Genomic DNA, 15,954 nt, shown 5'->3' on the forward strand with positions numbered 1-15,954 from the left:
GACACTCCTGAAATCAGCGCAAGCGGGCCACGCATTCGATAAAGCGCCGGGTGGCGAAGAGTCCGGCGGGACGACAATGGCGCTGTGCCGAGAGCCACGGGATCAGCAATTGCAGCTGTTGTCGCGGTGACTGGTCATGCAGGGAGTCTTGCAACGCCACGAGCTCGGTGTCGTTGGCCCCGACCTCATCGGCGAAGGCATCGTCGGCTGGCGCCCGGCGTATCGCTGCCCGCCGTTGCGGCTCTTGCCAGTCACCGGCGATCCAGTCGTGCAGCAGTTGTTTTTCGTAGCCACTGAACACGCCGAACATGGCCGCGGTATTGCCCTCGATCAATTGCCAGAAGCGGCTCTCCCGGGGCGGGCCATGCCGTTTGATCCAGCCCTTGCGTTGCAGCGCGCCGAGAAACTCTTCGATACGGCCAGGCGTCGCCAGCCACTGATTGACGGTCTTGCCTTCGACCTGGCAGTAATCGGAATGCATGTGCTGGCCAAAGCAACGTTTGCGCTCGAGCATGGCGACCACTTCCTGCTGCAGATCGAAGCCTGCAATCACCGCCGTCGAGCCCGGGCCCAGGTCATTGAGTCGATAGCCGACGGCGACACGCCGATAGAACTCTTCCCGCCCCTGCTCAATTGGCATCAGCTCGAGCAGCGACTCAATCGCCTTGCGCCCGTGACCGCTGCTGACGTTATCGATGGTGACGTGCAGGGTGAAATAGTACGGATCGATCCCCAGTTCACGCAGTTCGTAGGCGCTGATCAGCAGGTGCAGCGGCAGTTGCTCGTAGCCGAGGTTGTAGCCAATCACCTCTGGCATGAACATCGCGCTGCACTGCCCCAATGCCAGTTGAATCGCGCCTTGGCGAAAATGTTCGTCGAGCAGTCCCTGTCTATCGCCACAATCGTGCGCGGCCAGCAGCTTGCGGTAGATCACCACGTGATTCTGCCGGGGATCGCCGCTGCCCAACTCTTCCAGATAGGTGCTCAGCAACCCGTCAAAACGCAGGTCCTGCCAGTGCTCGAGCACACCGGCCAGCCATGCGCCGTCGACTTCCTTGGTCGGTGCCACCCGTTGCAGGAAATACAGGGCATGGGCCTTGTTCGAGAAATATCGACGTGCCCCGCCCTGCTTGCGCGCTTCGAGATAAAGGGCATAGTCGCGCGCCACATCGGCGCAATGTGCTTCCGTCCATGACGACAACTGTCCTGGCGCTTCGGGCAGATCACAGGGGAGTTCGGCGGCCTCGGCCAGTTGCTCGCGCAGGAACTGTTCGCCCCGCGTTGCTGCTTGCGGGTCGTTGCTGTACAGCAAAGCGTAGAGTTCGCGGTACTGGCCATCCGCTTCGGCATCCGTGAGCGTCGAAGGCGAACCCGACAAGGGCGTGAAGAGTGTCATTGGCTGTTCTCCTGGGCAGTGCAGCGGGCTATCAGCGGGTGCCGGCACTTATCGCCTGTCGTCGGACAAAGGTGTTTGTTCATCGGCCTCGGGAAGCTTCCTGTCACGCTCATTCCAATCCTGCGCGTCCTCGTCTTCTTCGAGGTCGGGCTGAGTCAGGGGATCGTATTTACCCGGATCGTCCGGCGCGGGTTTGACAGAGCCCCGCGACTTGTCCGGGTCTTGACTGTTGTCCTGAGAAATCGACTCGCTGGACATACCTCACCTCACAACTTGGGGCCGGGATTTCCGGGCCGTACAGGTTTGAAGGTGTCCAGGGGATAGCGTGCATTCGAATTGACGAGTGGCATGCGCGGTTTGGATTGGGTGTATATCCGTTGCTGCGGTAACGGCGGCTTATGGTTCCGCTCTTACAGCGGGTCACTTTGAGAAGCGCAAAGTAACCAAACGCTCTTGCCCCTGGCGTTCGGTGCCTCGCTGTGGCTCGGCATGCCCTCGCTCCGGTCCTGCTCCGTGGGCCCGCCGCGATGGGCCATCCTTGGCCCAGCGCGACTAACCCGGCATCCATGCCGGGTTGCCCACTGCGCAGAACCTCCACTCGGCCTCTCGATGGGGCAAGAAAATCAAAAGCCAAAGCAAGGCGAGGCGGCCTGACAGCCGACCTGATTGCAGGCTTGTCCGCGATCCCATTGTAGGAGCGAGCTTGCTCGCGAAAAATGTCCGGACAACGCGTTCATCCAGACAGCCAACGTTATCGTTGACGTCCATCGCGAGCAAGCATCGCTCCTACAGGGGAACGTGTTCACTTGAAATCAGGTCGGCTGTCAGGCCGCCTCGCTTTGCTTTTGATCGCGAGCGCCCCGTTAAACCACGATGGCCGAACGCAGGCATTGCGTAGTGGGTAAACCGGCAGGACGCCGGTTTAGCCGCGCTGGGCCAAGGATGGCCCATCGCGGCGACCCACGGAGCAATGCCGGAGAGAGGGCATGCCGAGCCACAGCGAGGCACCGAGTGGAGGGGCAAAGCCTTTTGGTTCCTTTTAGGCTTTGTGTCCGGTCCGTACAGGCTTTGAAAAAGGGACTCGCCGTAAGGGTGAAACCATAGGCGGCCGTTACCGCAGCAATGGATATGTACCCTATACAACCCCATGCTTAAGTGAACAGTATAGGGTCAGGAAGGAAGGTTCATCGCGGATTGGAAATGGCGGGGATCGCCCTTTCCCGTGCGGGAAAGGGCGAGTGCAGGTTTCAGGTGTGATGAATCTCCCGGTCCTTGGTTTCCGGCAGGAAGAAGGTGCCCAGTATCGCCGTCATCACCGCGATGACGATGGGGTACCACAGCCCATAGTAGATATCGCCGGTGGCCGCGACCATGGCGAAGGCCACGGTTGGCAGGAATCCGCCGAACCAGCCGTTGCCGATGTGGTAAGGCAGTGACATCGAGGTGTAGCGAATGCGCGCCGGGAAGAGTTCCACCAGCCAGGCGGCGATCGGACCGTAGACCATGGTCACGTAGATCACCAGAATGGTCAGCAGCAGTAGCACCATCGGGTAGTTGGTCTTGGCCGGGTCGGCCTTCTCGGGGTAGCCGGCGTCCCTGAGGGCGGTGCCGAGGGTAGCGACGAAGGCGTCGTTGCGGGTCTTGAAGTCGGCGGCCGGCATGCCGGTGCCTTCGAAGCTGGGGATCACTTTGTCGCCGATGCGCACCTGCGCGACAGTGCCCGGGGCGACCTTCTCGTTCTTGTAGGGGATGGCCCTTTTCGCCAACACGGTCTTGGCCAGGTCGCAGGAGCTGGTGAATTTGGCCTTGCCCACCGGGTCGAACTGGAACGAACACTGGTCGGGATCGGCGATCACCGTGACCGGGTTCTTCTCCTGCGCGATGAACACGTCGGGATTACCGTACTGGGTCAACGCATGGAAGATCGGGAAGTAGGTCAGCGCCGCGAGGATGCAGCCGGCCATGATGATGCCCTTGCGGCCGATGCGATCAGACAGGCTGCCGAAGATGACGAAGAACGGCGTGCCGATCAGCAGCGAACCGGCAATCAGCAGGTTGGCCGTCTGCGGGTCGATCTTGAGCGTCTGCAGCAGGAAGAACAACGCGTAGAACTGCCCGGTGTACCAAACAACGGCCTGGCCGGCGGTACCGCCGAGCAGCGCCATGATCACTATCTTGAGGTTGTCCCAGCGGGCGAAGGACTCGGTCAGCGGCGCCTTGGAGGACTTGCCTTCGGCCTTCATCTTCAAGAACACCGGCGACTCGCTGAGCTGCAGGCGGATGTAGACCGAGATGATCAGCAGCAGGATCGACAGCAGGAAGGGAATCCGCCAGCCCCAGGCTTCGAATGCTTCGGTGCCGAGGATGGTGCGGCAGGCGAGGATCACCAGCAGCGAAAGGAACAGGCCGAGGGTGGCGGTGGTCTGGATCCACGAGGTGAAGTAACCGCGCTTGCCTTTGGGTGCATGTTCGGCCACGTAAGTCGCCGCACCGCCGTACTCGCCACCCAGGGCCAGGCCTTGCAACAGGCGCAGGGTTATCAGGATGATCGGCGCGGCCACGCCGATGGTCGCGTAACCGGGCAGAAAGCCGACGATGGCCGTTGAGATACCCATGATCACAATGGTGATCAGGAAGGTGTGCTTGCGCCCGATCATGTCACCCAGTCGGCCGAACACGATCGCGCCGAAGGGGCGAACGGCGAAGCCTGCGGCGAACGCGAGCAATGCAAAGATGAAGGACGTTGTCTCATTGACGCCGGCGAAGAAGTGCTTGGCGATAATCGCGGCGAGGGAGCCGTAAAGGTAGAAGTCGTACCATTCGAACACGGTGCCCAGGGACGAGGCGAAAATGACCTTGCGCTCCTCCTTGGTGACCCCGTGGTTGGGCGCGCTGCCCGTGATTGTGTTGTCGATTGCGGCCATGAGTCTTCTCCGTCTTTCTCTTGTTATAGGCCGGAGTGCCCCACTCTCTTCTTGCCGCACCCAGGCCCTGGGGTGATGTCATCGGATTACGGATTGCGCAAAGCATGCACACAGGCTGACGGCCTCGCATCGCTGCAAGGTATCCTCAAGCATAATCGGCTTCTTGCAGATATCCACTCGCCATCACGCGCAAACGGGACACGCGCAGGTAAAGGGACATTGAGCCCTGAGAAGATGTTTTTTTGAGAGGGGGGGTGAAGCAGAAGACAATCACCTGCACTCGCGCAACGCCTGCCGATCGAGTAATTGCAGATGACTTGAAGAAAATGGCAGGGGCGGCTGGATTCGAACCAACGCATGGCAGGATCAAAACCTGCTGCCTTACCGCTTGGCGACGCCCCTGTAGCTGCTGCCTGGAGAGCCAGGGAAGGCCCTCTGCAGGAATGGGCGGCAATTTATCAACTTTCTCGCCGCCTGGGAACCCCCGCGCATCATTATTTTATTTTAAAACAGCGACTTACCATTAAGGGTCGACCTGCCCCATCAGTTCGGGCACCGATTCCGGGCGATTGGCGAACCGCTGGGCAAGCACCGCGCAGACCATCAGCTGAATCTGGTGGAACAGCATCAGCGGCAGAATCAACACGCCGATGGTGCTGCCGGCGAATAGCACCTGGGCCATCGGTACGCCGGTGGCCAGGCTTTTCTTCGAGCCACAGAAGAGGATCGTGATGCGGTCTTGCTGGTTGAAACCCAAGGCCTTGCCCAGCACGGTGGAGGCCAGCAACACCAGCCCCAGCACCACGCAGCAGGCGACCACCAGCCCGGCCAGGTCGCGCAACGGAATCTGCTGCCAGATGCCTTCGATCACCGCTTCGCTGAAAGCACCGTATACCACCAGCAGGATCGAGCCCTGATCGACAAATCTCAGCCAGCTCTTATTGCGCGCCACCCAGGCGCCGATCCAGCGGCGAGCGATCTGCCCGGCAATGAATGGCAGCAACAACTGCACGCTGATCTTCACGATCGCGTCGAGGGTCGAGCCACCATCGCCGTGCACGTCCAACAGCAAGGTCACCAGCAACGGTGTGAGAAAGATCCCGAACAGACTGGACGCTGCCGCACTGCAAATCGCCGCCGGAATGTTGCCTCGCGCCAACGAGGTAAAGGCAATCGCCGACTGCACCGTGGCCGGCAGCGCGCAGAGGTAGAGCATGCCCATGTACAAGTCAGCGCCGATCATCGGTGACAGCAACGGCTTGAGCGCCAGGCCGAGCAGCGGGAACAGCACGAAGGTCAGGCCGAACACCAGCAAGTGCAGGCGCCAGTGACCGGCACCGGCAATGATCGACTCGCGTGACAGTTTTGCCCCGTGCAGAAAAAACAGCAGCGCAATGGCGGTGTTGGTCAACCAGCCGAAGCCCACGGCCACCTGGCCACTGGCGGGCAACAGGCTGGCGAGAAGGACCACGCCGATCAGGGTCAGGGTGAAGTTGTCGGGCAAGAAACGTGGGCGGGTCATCAGGGTCATCCAGGCTACCGGGAACGTTGCGACCACTCTAGCGCGCTCGCTAATTGCCGGCTAACGCTAGTGAGCCAGGAGATACCGCCTAACGGACAAGACAACTCGCTGATTTACTGTAGGAGCGAGCATGCTCGCGATGGTCGTTAACGATAACGCTGTAAGCCTGACACCCCGTGGCGTGCTCAGGTTTTTCGCGAGCATGCTCGCTCCTACAGACGACCGTTACCCTCACGATCACGCTCATAGCGCCGTGCAAGCGGAAATGCCGGCAACCAGGACTCGCGCCGCAGGGTCCAGCTTTCGTAGGTTGGCATCAGCTGGTCAGGGGCATCAAGTGAGCCCAGGTTCACTTCAATTTCGTCGTCGTTGCGGGCAAACACCGACGAGCCACAGCGAGGACAGAAATACCGGCCGGCGTAATCCCGCGTTTCGCCCTCGATCGTCACCGCGTCCTCCGGAAATATCGCCGAGGCGTGAAAGAGCGCCCCGTGGTGCTTGCGGCAGTCGAGGCAATGACAAAGGCCAACCCGGTAAGGCAGCCCTGCCGCCACAAGACGGACATTGCCGCACAGGCAACCGCCAGTAAATCGTTGCATGTCACCCTCCTCTTCAAGGATTTGAAAGTAGCCACTCAACGACTGTAGAGGCTCACACACCCTTCACAGCAAAAACTTGCGAAAAGCGACAGTAGGCTAAGCTTACGTTCAGCTTATTGCCCACGATGCTCGCGGCGGCAGTGTTTGGTTTTATCTGGAGAGCGTCTGCAACAGCTATCTCAGACAGGCCCAAACAATTTGCGCAGGATTGCCGTGATGACCGAGCCGTTACTCAGTTTTGACCAACTCAAGCGTGCTGCCGCCTCAGGCGAGATCGATACCGTACTGGTGTGCATGGTCGACATGCAGGGACGCTTGGTTGGCAAGCGATTCCAGGTCGAGTTTTTCATCGACAGCGGCCATGAAGAAACCCACTGCTGCAATTACCTGCTGGCCGACGACATCGACATGGAGCCGGTGCCGGGCTATGCCGCCGCCAGTTGGAGCAAAGGTTACGGCGACTTTGTGCTCAAACCCGACATGCGCACCTTGCGCAAGGTGCCCTGGCTTGAGTGCACGGCGCTGGTGCTGTGCGATGTGCTGGACCATCACCATCGACAGGATCTGCCCCACAGCCCGCGGGCGATCCTGAAAAAACAGGTCGAGCGCCTGCGTGAACGCGGCTACACCGGCATGTTTGCCTCGGAACTGGAGTTCTACCTGTTCGACGAGAGCTACGAGGCCATCCACACGCGCAACTACCACAAGCCGAAAACCGCCGGGCACTACATCGAGGATTACAACATCCTGCAGACCACCCGCGAAGAGCCGGTGCTGCGGGCGATTCGCAAGCATCTGCAGGCCAGCGGCATTCCAGTGGAAAACTCCAAGGGTGAATGGGGCCCGGGCCAGGAAGAAATCAACATCCGCTACGCCGACGCCATGACCATGGCCGACCATCACGTCATCATCAAGCACGCGTGCAAGGAGATCGCCCAACTCCAGGGCAAGGCGATCACCTTCATGGCCAAGTGGCGCTATGACGCCGCCGGTTCCAGCAGCCACATCCACAATTCGCTGTGGGACAAGAACGCCAAGAAGCCGCTGTTCTTCGATGCCAAGGCCGAGTTCGGCATGTCGAAACTGATGCGCGCCTGGGTGGCCGGACAGCTCAAGTACGCCAACGACATCACCTGTTTTCTCGCCCCCTACATCAACTCCTACAAACGCTTCCAGTCAGGCACCTTCGCCCCGACCCGATCGGTGTGGAGCCGGGACAATCGCACCGCAGGCTTTCGCTTGTGCGCCGAGGCCAGCAAATCGATCCGTATCGAATGCCGCATCGGCGGCGCCGATCTCAACCCTTACCTGGCCTTCGCCGCCCTGATCGCTGCGGGGCTGGCGGGCATCGATGAAAAGCTCGAGCTCGCCGCGCCCTTCGAGGGCGATGCCTACGTAGACGAGCATTTGCCTGAGGTCTCCAAGACCTTGCGTGAAGCCACTGCCGCATTGCAGAAGTCGAGCATGTTGCGCGAGGCCTTCGGCGACGAGGTGATCGACCACTACGTGCACACCGCAGAATGGGAACAGAAAGAGTACGACCGGCGAATCACCGACTGGGAACTGCAGCGCGGCTTCGAGCGCTACTGAGAGCACTATGACAAACACTGTTCAACTCATCTCGCCGGTCGATGGCCGTCTCTACGCCGAGCGTCAGTACGCCGATATCGTGCAAATCGAGCAGGCACTGGCGGCGGCCACCTGCGCCCAGGCGCAATGGAAGCGCCGGCCATTAAACGAACGCGCGGCGTTTTGCAGCGCCGCAGTGGACGCGTTGCTGGCCATGAAGGCCGAGATTGTCCCGGAACTGGCCTGGCAAATGGGCCGGCCGGTGCGCTATGGCGCCGGCGAGTTGCGCGGTTTCGAAGAGCGTGCCCGGCACATGATCGCCATTGCGCCGCAAGCCCTGGCGGCGCTCGAAGCCGATCCGGTCGCGGGTTTTCGCCGGCATGTCAAACGTGAGCCAATGGGTACCGTACTGGTTGTCGCGCCGTGGAATTACCCCTACCTGACAGCGGTCAACACGATTATTCCGGCACTGATGGCCGGCAACAGCGTGATCCTCAAACACGCTTCGCAAACGCTGCTGGTGGGCGAGCGCTTTGCCGAAGCCATGCGCCGCGCCAACCTGCCTGAAGGGCTGTTCCAGAATCTGCTGCTCAGTCACATTCATACCGGGGTGGTCATCGGCTCCGGACAGGTGCAGCAGGTGAACTTCACCGGCTCGGTGGCGGCCGGCCTGGAAATGCAACGCTCTGCGGTCGAGGGTTTCCTGCGCGTCGGCCTGGAGCTCGGCGGCAAAGACCCGGCCTATGTCCGGGCAGACGCCAACCTTGAACACGCAGTGGAAAATCTGGTGGACGGCAGTTTCTTCAATTCCGGACAGAGCTGCTGCGCCGTGGAACGTATCTACGTCGATCAAAAAATCTACCCGGCGTTTGTCGAACGCTTCGCCGAATTGACCCGTCAGTACGTGCTGGGCAACCCGCTGGACGAAGCCACCACCCTCGGCCCGCTGGTGAATCCGCGCGCGGCGGATTTCGTCCGCGGGCAGATTGCCGATGCGCAGGCCCAGGGCGCGAAGACGCTGATCGACCCACGGGCATTTGCCGCCGACGTGCCGGGCAGCGCCTACCTCGCCCCGCAAGTGTTGATCGACGTCAACCATCAAATGTCGGTCATGCGCGATGAAAGTTTCGGGCCGGTGGTCGGCATCATGCCGGTGGCCAGCGACGACGAAGCCGTGGCCTTGATGAACGACAGTGAGTTCGGGCTAAGCGCGTCCATCTGGACCCAGGACCTGGCCGCCGCCGAACGCCTGGGCGACGAGATCGACACCGGCACCCTGTTCATGAATCGCTGCGATTACCTGGACCCGGCCCTGGCCTGGACCGGGGTGAAGAACAGTGGGCGCGGCGTCACACTGTCGGCCCTGGGTTATGAACAGCTGACCCGCGCCAAATCCTTCCATCTGCGCCACGAGATCTGAGCCATGAGCCTGACTGGAAACTGGAACTACCCCACGAGCATCCGCTTTGGTGTCGGCCGCATCGCGGAACTGGCCAAGACCTGTCGCAGCCAGGGTATCCAGCGCCCGCTGCTGGTCACCGACAGTGGCCTGGGGCGAGCGTCGATCACCACCGCTGCGCTGGACGCGTTACGCGATGCAGGGCTGGGCGCCGCGCTGTTCTGCGACCTCAAGCCCAACCCGGTCGAAGCCAACCTGGCAGGTGGGCTCGACGCCTGGCGTGCGGGAAACCACGATGGTGTGGTCGCCTTTGGCGGTGGCAGCGGTCTGGACATGGGCAAGCTCATCGCCTTCATGAGTGGCCAGACCCGCCCGGTCTGGGATTTCGAAGACATCGGCGACTACTGGACCCGCGCCGATGAAAGCCGCATCGCCCCGGTCATTGCGGTGCCGACCACCGCGGGTACGGGCTCTGAAGTGGGGCGTGCGGCGGTGATCATCGACGATCGCACCCACACCAAGCGCATCATCTTCCACCCGAAAATGATGCCGAGCGTGGTCATCAGCGACCCGGCCCTGACCGTCGGCATGCCGGCCAAAGTCACCGCCGGCACGGGCATGGACGCATTGGCGCACTGCCTGGAGTCGTACTGCGCCCCCGGATTCCACCCCATGGCCGATGGCATCGCGGTCGAAGGCATGCGCCTGGTGAGCAATGCCCTGGTGCGTGCCGTACACACCCCTTCGGACCTCGATGCACGAGGGCAAATGCTGGCGGCGGCGGCGATGGGCGCCACCGCCTTCCAGAAAGGCCTGGGCGGGATGCACGCCCTCGCGCATCCGATCGGCGCGCTGTACGACACCCACCACGGCATGACCAACGCCACCTTGATGCCCTACGTGCTGAAGTTCAATCGCCCGGCCATCGAGGAACGCATCACGCGCCTGGCCGCGTACCTGCACCTGCCCTCCCCCGGCTTCGACAGTTTCCTGGCCTTCGTCCTCAAACTGCGCAAGGACATTGCCGTGCCGCATACGCTGTTCGAGCTGGGGGTGGATGAAAAGCAAGCCGACCTGATCGCCGACATGGCGATTGTCGACCCCTCGGCCGGTGGCAACCCAGTGCCGTTGACCCGGGCCGGCGTGGCGGAAATTTTCGAAGCGGCGTTTCACGGCCGCCTTCTGTAGGAGCGAACCTGCTCGCGATGGACGGCAACGATAACGCTGGGAACCTGACACCCCGCGTCATCTGTGGGAGCGAGCCTGCTCGCGATGGACGTTAACGATTACGCGGGGAACCTGACACCCCGCGTTATCGTTAACGTCCATCGCGAGCAAGCTCGGCTCCTACAGAAAGCAGGCAAGTGGGAAACAGGAGCAGTACGACAAGGGGTTGAAAGCCACCCCATCCGGAGACCCGGATGGCTGCGTATCAAAACCTGAAGGGGCACACGACGATGAACCCAGCAAGCCAGCCCGGCACCGACGCGCCGCACGACGATGACGTCAAGGTGCTGCACAGCATGGGCTATGCCCAGCAGCTTTCGCGACGAATGGGGGTTTTCTCCAACTTCGCGATTTCCTTTTCGATCATCTGCATCCTCTCCGGTGGGATCAACTCACTCGCCCAGGGCACCTCCGGCGCCGGCGGTGCAGCGATCGGCATCGGCTGGCCGATCGGTTGCCTGATTTCCGGGGTATTCGCCCTGGCCATGGCGCAGATTTCCTCGGCCTACCCCACCGCTGGCGGCCTGTATCACTGGGGCTCGATTCTCGGCAACCGTTTCACCGGTTGGCTCACGGCCTGGTTCAACCTGCTGGGGCTGGTCACGGTGCTCGGTGCGATCAACGTCGGCACCTACTACTTTTTCTTCGGTGCCTTCGGCCCGGCAATGGGCATGGAGGACACCACCACGACCCGGGTGATTTTCCTGGCCATCCTCACCGGGCTCCAGGCCTTGTGTAACCACCTGGGGATCGGGCTGACCGCCAGGCTCACCGACTTCTCCGGTTATCTGATTTTCGCCACCGCACTGGCGCTGACTGTTGTTTGCCTGATCTCGGCTCCCACGTTTGAGTTCTCTCGGCTGGTGACCTTCGGCAACTATTCCGGCGAGGCCGGCGGCAGCGTCTGGCCACAGGTGTCCAACGGCTGGATCTTCATGCTCGGCCTGCTGTTGCCGATCTACACCATCACCGGCTACGACGCCTCCGCGCATACCTCCGAGGAGACGCGCAATGCCGCCATGTCGGTGCCGCGGGGCATGGTCATGTCGGTGGTCTGGTCGCTGTTGTTCGGCTGGGTGATGCTCAGTGCATTCGTGCTGATGCTCCCGAGCATGGACGAAGCGGCCAAGCAAGGCTGGAGCGTGTTCTTCTGGGCCATGAATACCCAGGTGAACCCGCTGCTCAAGGACGGGTTGTACGTGGCGATTTTCATCTCGCAGGTGCTCTGTGGCCTGGCCACCGTGACCTCGGTTTCACGCATGATCTTCGCGTTTTCCCGCGACGGCGGCCTGCCTTGCTCGAAAGCGCTGGCCTCGGTTTCGCCGACCTTTCGCAGTCCGGTGGCAGCCATCTGGACCGGTGCCACACTCGCGGTGCTGTTCGTCTGGGGATCGTCGGTGATATCGATTGGCGAGACACCGGTCTACACCATCGTGGTCTCCTGCACGGTGATCTTCCTGTTCTTCTCCTTCGTCATTCCCATCGTGCTGGGCCTGTTTGCCTACGGCACCTCGAAGTGGCCGACCATGGGGCCGTGGAACATGGGGCGCTTCTGGTACACCGTGTTCGCCCTGCTCTCGGTCCTGTCGATGGTGATCATTTTCGTCATCGGCATCCAGCCACCGAACGACTGGGCCTTGTACATCACCATCGGCTTCCTGGTGTTGACAGCCATCGTCTGGTTCGGTTTTGAAGCGCGACGCTTCCAGGGACCACCGATGGGCGACATGATTGTCAAGCGCCAGGCTGAAATCGCGGCGGCTGAGGCGGCGTTGAACAAACGCTGAAGTCCTGTAGATACCGTCTTGAGACTGGTCGCGCAACAGCGGCCAGTTTCTTGCGGGGATACATATTCATTGCTGCGAGTGAAGATCCTCTTGAGCCGCTCGACCGCATTGTTGATGTGATTGAGCGCGGCATGGCGCGCGCCTTCAGGGTCTCGTGCGGCGATGGCCCTGCTGACACTCAGGGCCAGTTTCCTCCTGCGCCCCCATGGCAAGTCGTTGAGCGTGGGGGCGGTGCAACTGCGCTATGTGCTGCTGGTCCATGGGAGAACACATAGCCCGTTTGGCCGCGCGCGATCCGTTGACCGCCCTGTACAACCGCCGTGCCCTCGAAGTGCGAGCAACGCGTCTGCTCGTAGCGGGTTGCGTGAGCAGTTTCACCCCGCTGCCGCACAGACGTTCGCCACACCCGAAGCGGTGACCCTGAGCATCGGCGCCAACCTGTTCGACCATCCGCCGGCCAGCCTGGCGACACTGATCGAGCAAGGCGATGCGGCGCTCTACCAATCCAGGCGTGGCGGGCGAGACAGTATTGGCCTGGTCGATCAGACCTTTGTCAGCAACGAACCGCTATGATTTCCGAGGATCAGAAACCGGCCTTGAACGCCTCGACACTGTACTCACCCAACACTGGAACCGCTGTATCGCTGTCCGGTAAACCATGGGAGAATTTTACCGGAAAACCGACGCTGATCGCTCGTTCTTCCGGCAGCACGCGAACGGTGCCCCGCGCCTGCACATGAGGATCGTCGAACAGCTCACTGGCGGTGAGCAGCGGCGAAAATGGCAGGTCATGCCCGGCGAACGCCTCGGTCCACTGTTCCAATGCGCGAGTGAGAAACACCTCCTTGAGCACGGCATTAAGCTCCTGCTTGTGTCCAAACCGACTCATGCGATTGGCAAAGCGCTCAAGCCTGAGCGTCGGGAACTCCTGCCCCAGCACATCGCACAAGGTCACCCAGAATTTGTTTTCGAGAATGCCCAACGCCAGGTAACGGCCGTCGCGGGTCTGGAAGATATCGTTCTCCGGCATGACGGTCGGCGATGCCACGGGGTTGTCCTCGAAACCGCGTGCCAGCCAGGCCATGTGGGCAGTCCAGGATAAGATGGCGTCGTGCACTGACACATCCAGGTGCTGGCCGCTACCCTGCTGGCGGGCACTCATGATTGCCACCGACAGCGACAGCGCAGCGTAGCTCGAGGCGGCATAATCGGACAGGCGCACCTTCGGCCGGGCGATCTTGTCCTCGACCTGCACCGGGATCGACCAGTAGCCGGCCATGGCCAGGTAATTGAGGTCGTGGCCGGCATGGGCGGCATAGGGACCGCTCTGGCCGAAACCGGAAATCGAGCACAGGACGATCGCCGGGTTGACCTTCGCCAGGTCTTCATAACCCAGGCCCAGGCGCTGCATGACACCGGGGCGAAAGCCCTCGACCACGGCGTCGCAATGGCGCACCAGCTCAAGAAAGGCTGCTTTGTCGGTCGGATCCTTGAGGTTCAACGCGATGGAGCGTTTGCCACGGTTGAACTGGGCAAATACGGCATCGCCCAGCATCCGCGAGCTGTCGCCGGTGCCGGGTTGCTCGACCTTGATCACATCCGCACCCAGCTGCAACAACAGCGAGGTGGCGTGGGGCCCGGGTAGCAGTTGGCTGACATCGATGATCTTGACATCCTTGAGGCAGGACCAGTCCGGCTTCATGTTACGACTCCTTATCGCTGGGGGAATTCAGGCTTGGGCGATCAACGCCAGTGCCGCCAACAGCGCCGTGCACAGCGTGAGGATCAGTAGCGGCAACGGGTTGCAAGTCGTGCCATGTCCGGCGATGCCGAGACGTGCACGCTGGTAGCAACGGCCCTGCTCGATCAGGATCAGCAACGCCAGCAGCGTGGTCAGGGCGACGACCACGGCGCTCAATCGCGGATGGTGCTGCAGGCCACGCAGGGCCAGGCAAGCCACCAGCATCAGCAGGATGTGCGTGCGCCTCCAGGCCAGGGTGGTGCGCTCCGGCTGCAGCCCCGCATCGCTCATCCCTGCCCCCAGAACGCCGCCAGCACACCGGCGACGAGAACAGCGCAACCCAGTGACAGCAGCGGCGTCAGCAGCGACACCGGCAGCGCAGCTTGCTGGCGCAGCGCGCGCTCGACACCCAACCAGCGCCAGAAGGCGCTGAGGCTGACAATCAGGCTCAGGCTCAGCAAACCGACCACCAGCAAGCGTTTGAGGCCGAGGCTGAACACACCCTGGGTGAACGCTTCGATGGCAATGCCACTGGCGAGCAGCGCCAGTGCCGTGCGAATCCAGGCCAGGAAAGTGCGCTCGTTGGCCAGGGTAAAACGGGGATCAGGCTCCTGCCCCTGTCCCAGCAATAGCCGATTCAGGGCAGAGGAAAACGCAGTCGGCTTCATGCAACGCACTCCATAGTGCCTGGCCACAAGGTATTGAAAATCAACACACTGGCGTTGCAACCAGACCGATAAACAGGTCATATAAAAGTAATGGCGCCATCCTAGTGAGGCGCTGCGTGCTGGACCAATATCGTCTTTCAATACAGCCCATAACGCGCCGGCATGGCCGCGGAAACCCCGATGACACTCAAACAACTGCGTTATCTGATTGCGATTGCCGAAGCCGGGAGTTTCTCCTCGGCGGCGCGCCGGGCCTACATCGCGCAACCGGCGCTGAGTCGGCAAATCAACCTCCTGGAAAACGAGCTGGAGATGCAGTTGCTCGAGCGTCTGCACGATGGCATCAACCTCACCGATGCCGGTCGACGCCTGTACGAGATCGCCCGTTCGGTGGTGCAGACCATCGACTCGGTCAAGGACGAGTTGGAATCGACCAAGGGCAACCCCAAGGGACGGGTGGCCATCGCCATACCGGTCACCGCCTCGGCGTTGCTGCTGCCGCTGATCATCGTTCGCGCCGGCGAAAAATTTCCCGGCATCGAGCTGACCGTGCGCGACGGCCTGAGCCAGGAAGGTGGTGAAGCCATCGAGTTGGGCAAAGTGGATTTCGGTGTGGTACCCAATGCCGAAGAGCTCGAGCATGTGCATGCCGAGCCGATCTTTACCGAAGAACTGTATTGGTTGAGCCTGCAGGCACCGGCCCGCGGCGACGACAGCATCACACTGGCCCAGGCGATCAGCGGCCCGTTGGTCATGGCGCCCCGGGCCAGTTCACACCTGCGTCGACGGGTTGAACAGGCGGCTATCGAAGCCGGGTTGGAACTCAAGGTGCAATACGAGCAACAGACCGCACAGGGCATCAGCAGCCTGGTGCGCAGTGGCCTGGCGGCAACCATCGGCAACTGGCCGGCGGTGGAAGAGAATCCGCAGCAGATGGCCCGCCGGATTGTCGAGCCGAACGTACGACGCACCTTGTCGATCGCCTACTCGACCCACAAGCCCCTGACCTTCGCCGCCTCGTGCATGCGCGATCTGGTGCGCACGTTACTGATCGAAGTGGTGCAGTCGGGGCGCTGGAAAGGTGAGTTGATCGAACGCCAGCGCGAACCGCTGGACGCTTGA

Annotated in this window: 13 protein-coding genes, 1 tRNA gene and 1 pseudogene; 6 read left to right on the top strand and 9 right to left on the bottom strand. The window is 61.6% G+C overall.

What is annotated here, in order from left to right; genetic code table 11:
- Window positions 1-13: 13 nt before the first annotated feature.
- The 6 genes from ACA058_RS19060 to ACA058_RS19085 form a co-directional block, all read right to left on the bottom strand.
- Window positions 14-1,396, bottom strand: a complete 1,383-nt coding sequence (locus tag ACA058_RS19060) for an iron-containing redox enzyme family protein (protein WP_497635415.1) — start codon at window positions 1,394-1,396, stop codon at window positions 14-16.
- Between the two features lie 48 nt (window positions 1,397-1,444).
- Entirely contained in the window at window positions 1,445-1,654 is a 210-nt protein-coding gene (locus ACA058_RS19065) for a hypothetical protein (protein WP_497635416.1), read from the bottom strand.
- 989 nt (window positions 1,655-2,643) lie between these two features.
- Entirely contained in the window at window positions 2,644-4,320 is a 1,677-nt protein-coding gene (locus ACA058_RS19070; protein ID WP_497635417.1) for an MFS transporter, read from the bottom strand.
- A 327-nt stretch (window positions 4,321-4,647) separates the two neighbouring features.
- Window positions 4,648-4,722, bottom strand: a tRNA-Gln gene (locus ACA058_RS19075).
- Window positions 4,723-4,843: 121 nt separating this feature from the next.
- On the bottom strand, window positions 4,844-5,842 hold the full coding sequence (locus ACA058_RS19080; protein ID WP_497635418.1) for a bile acid:sodium symporter family protein: 999 nt from the start codon (window positions 5,840-5,842) through the stop codon (window positions 4,844-4,846).
- A gap of 212 nt (window positions 5,843-6,054) precedes the next feature.
- Window positions 6,055-6,441, bottom strand: a complete 387-nt coding sequence (locus tag ACA058_RS19085) for a GFA family protein (RefSeq protein ID WP_497635419.1) — start codon at window positions 6,439-6,441, stop codon at window positions 6,055-6,057.
- Window positions 6,442-6,657: 216 nt separating this feature from the next.
- On the opposite strand from ACA058_RS19085, the gene ACA058_RS19090 reads away from it, so the two are divergent.
- The 5 genes and pseudogenes from ACA058_RS19090 to ACA058_RS19110 form a co-directional block, all read left to right on the top strand.
- The gene (locus tag ACA058_RS19090; RefSeq protein WP_497635420.1) at window positions 6,658-8,031 is read left to right on the top strand and encodes a glutamine synthetase family protein; all 1,374 of its coding nucleotides are present in this window, start codon (window positions 6,658-6,660) and stop codon (window positions 8,029-8,031) included.
- A 7-nt stretch (window positions 8,032-8,038) separates the two neighbouring features.
- Window positions 8,039-9,430, top strand: coding sequence for an aldehyde dehydrogenase family protein (locus ACA058_RS19095; protein WP_497635421.1), 1,392 nt, complete (start codon window positions 8,039-8,041; stop codon window positions 9,428-9,430).
- 3 nt (window positions 9,431-9,433) lie between these two features.
- Window positions 9,434-10,597 carry an iron-containing alcohol dehydrogenase gene (locus tag ACA058_RS19100; RefSeq protein ID WP_497635422.1) on the top strand — a complete coding sequence of 388 codons (1,164 nt, stop codon included), beginning with the start codon at window positions 9,434-9,436 and terminating at the stop codon, window positions 10,595-10,597.
- 269 nt (window positions 10,598-10,866) lie between these two features.
- Complete coding sequence (locus ACA058_RS19105) at window positions 10,867-12,423, top strand: amino acid permease (RefSeq protein WP_497639964.1); 1,557 nt, start codon at window positions 10,867-10,869, stop codon at window positions 12,421-12,423.
- Between the two features lie 162 nt (window positions 12,424-12,585).
- Window positions 12,586-12,996, top strand: a pseudogene (locus ACA058_RS19110) (hypothetical protein); the annotation flags it as partial.
- A 10-nt stretch (window positions 12,997-13,006) separates the two neighbouring features.
- Here the strand turns inward: ACA058_RS19110 and ACA058_RS19115 are convergent.
- The 3 genes from ACA058_RS19115 to ACA058_RS19125 are packed head-to-tail and all read right to left on the bottom strand — an operon-like array spanning window position 13,007 to window position 14,832.
- On the bottom strand, window positions 13,007-14,125 hold the full coding sequence (locus ACA058_RS19115) for a CaiB/BaiF CoA transferase family protein (protein ID WP_497635423.1): 1,119 nt from the start codon (window positions 14,123-14,125) through the stop codon (window positions 13,007-13,009).
- Between the two features lie 27 nt (window positions 14,126-14,152).
- On the bottom strand, window positions 14,153-14,455 hold the full coding sequence (locus tag ACA058_RS19120) for a DUF202 domain-containing protein (RefSeq protein WP_497635424.1): 303 nt from the start codon (window positions 14,453-14,455) through the stop codon (window positions 14,153-14,155).
- Window positions 14,452-14,832 (bottom strand): YidH family protein, encoded by a 381-nt coding sequence (locus tag ACA058_RS19125; protein ID WP_497635425.1) that lies wholly within the window; start codon window positions 14,830-14,832, stop codon window positions 14,452-14,454. Before ACA058_RS19125 ends, ACA058_RS19120 begins: the two co-directional genes overlap by 4 nt.
- A 180-nt stretch (window positions 14,833-15,012) precedes the next feature.
- Here ACA058_RS19125 and ACA058_RS19130 point away from each other — a divergent pair, with 180 nt between their 5' ends.
- Window positions 15,013-15,954 carry a LysR family transcriptional regulator gene (locus ACA058_RS19130; protein ID WP_497635426.1) on the top strand — a complete coding sequence of 314 codons (942 nt, stop codon included), beginning with the start codon at window positions 15,013-15,015 and terminating at the stop codon, window positions 15,952-15,954.

It is taken from the genome of Pseudomonas sp. LBUM1649, assembly GCF_059716155.1.